Origin of the sequence: Pseudomonas sp. DE0010 (assembly GCF_007680745.1) — a bacterium.
Taxonomy (GTDB): domain Bacteria; phylum Pseudomonadota; class Gammaproteobacteria; order Pseudomonadales; family Pseudomonadaceae; genus Aquipseudomonas; species Aquipseudomonas parafulva_B.
Map to the genome: position 1 here is coordinate 1 of NZ_VEJQ01000050.1, position 1,862 is coordinate 1,862.

Sequence of the window (1,862 nt, forward strand, 5' to 3'; positions counted from 1 at the left end):
GGAGGTGACAGGCATGGATGCCTGTCAAGCGCTGGGCCCCAGGATGGGGCCTGCAGCGCGGTCCTCCCGGGAGCAAGACCGGAGTGAGGGAACCCCGAAGCGCAGTGTAGGGGCCGTATGAATGGAGCGCAGCGTTTTTTGGTTACTTTTTGTCGCGTTTGACAAAAAGTGACTCGCCGTTGAACTGACCCCCAAAAGTTGGACAGTGAGCGCTATGGGGCCAGCGCGTGGGTCCGAAATTGTATCGGACTCAGGCCATTAAGTCTGAGACTGATGCGTTTTTGGTTGTAGTAAGCGATGTAATCATCAAGTCCTGAAGCCAACTGCTCGACATTTTCAAACGACTCCAGGTAAAAATATTCGCTCTTGAGTGTGCCGAAAAAGCTTTCCATTGCGGCGTTGTCTAGGCAGTTGCCCTTCCGCGACATACTCTGCTCAATGTTCTTCTCGGCCAGCATATGCCGGTAAGTGGGCTGCCTGTACTGCCATCCTTGATCGGAGTGCAATATCGGTTTATCACCTGGATTCAGCCGCTCAAAGGCTTGCTCAAGCATTGCCGAGACCATCTTGAACTCCGGGCGCCGGTTAATCTGATAAGCGAGGATTTCGCCGTTATACAGGTCCATCAACGGTGAAAGAAACAGCTTCTGCCCCTTTACCTTGAACTCTGTCACGTCGGTTGCCCATTTCTGATTAGGGGCTCCTGCCTTGAATTCTCGTCTGAGCAGATCAGGCGCAACCAGTCCCTCTGAGCCTCGGTACGAGCGATATTTCTTCGCCCTGACCAGCGACTGGAGACCCATCAGCTGCATCAGTCGCTGCACCTTCTTGTGATTAATCGTCCGACCGTTGTGCTTGAGGGTCTCAGTGATCCGGCGATAGCCATACCGTCCCTTATGCTTGTGATAGACGTTGTTGATACTCTCTTTCAAAGCCGCATGCTTGTCAGTCAACAACACCTTGCTTTGGTAATAAAAGGTACTACGTGCAAGCCCGGCAGCACGTAACAGCAGAGCGAGTCGATGCCCGTGCCTCAATCCCTGGACAGCCTTCGTTTTCTCGCCTGCGCAGTGCGAGGGTCCGCTTGGATCAAGGCATCGAGCTTTTTTAGATAAGCATTCTCCGCACGCAGGTATTCCAGCTCTTCGAGCATTTGCTCGGGTGTCAGGTCGCTATCCGAAGCGGTAGGAGGACTTGCGCTGGTTTTTTTCGATGGCTTACGGGGCATGCTCAACTCTCGGGTATGATGCGGATGAAGTGCTTCAACTCCGCCTTGATCATACAACCTTTTCCACTGCCTGATGCTACTTGGACCACGGATATCAAACTGGATGCAGGCTTGCTGGGCAGACAATCCTTGTTGCTCAATGCACTGCAAAACCTTCAATTTGAACTGGGCATCGTAGCGGCTGTACTTGGCACTTAAACCGGCTGCGCCGTGTTTTTCATAGCCCTTTACCCACCGACGTAGCATCGATGGACTGAGGTCATGCTTTAGCGCCACTTCATGAATGCTAGGAGCAGAAAGGCACTCTTCGATGAGTGCTTGTTTGAGCGCCAGGTTGTATTTCGTCATGGAACACCCTCCGGTGAGATAGGTGTCCAACATTCGGGGGTCAGTTCACGTAAGGGCGAAAAGGTGACTAAGCGTCGCCATCGCAAATGGACTATGCTCTCTTTCAATACCCACACCAACGCAACCAAACTTGAAACTTAAAACTTAAAACTTAAAACTTAAAACTTAAAACTTAAAACTTCAGAGCGTGGGCGCATACAGCAAGTTGGTATTCATTAGCGCGGGTGGCGCACAGTCACCTTTCCGCCCTTACGGCGGCTCACTTTTTGTCTTGTCAAAAAGTGAG

General features: G+C 51.7%; 1 protein-coding gene. It reads right to left on the reverse strand.

Annotation, left to right across the window (positions count from 1 at the left end; translation table 11 throughout):
* Positions 1-212: 212 nt before the first annotated feature.
* Positions 213-1,576, reverse strand: a protein-coding gene (locus tag FS767_RS21545; protein ID WP_144968138.1) for an IS3 family transposase whose coding sequence is annotated in 2 segments (ribosomal slippage) — positions 213-1,111 and positions 1,111-1,576 — 1,365 coding nt in all. Because the reading frame shifts where the segments join, the coding sequence is not laid out codon by codon here.
* Between the last annotated feature and the right edge of the window lie 286 nt (positions 1,577-1,862).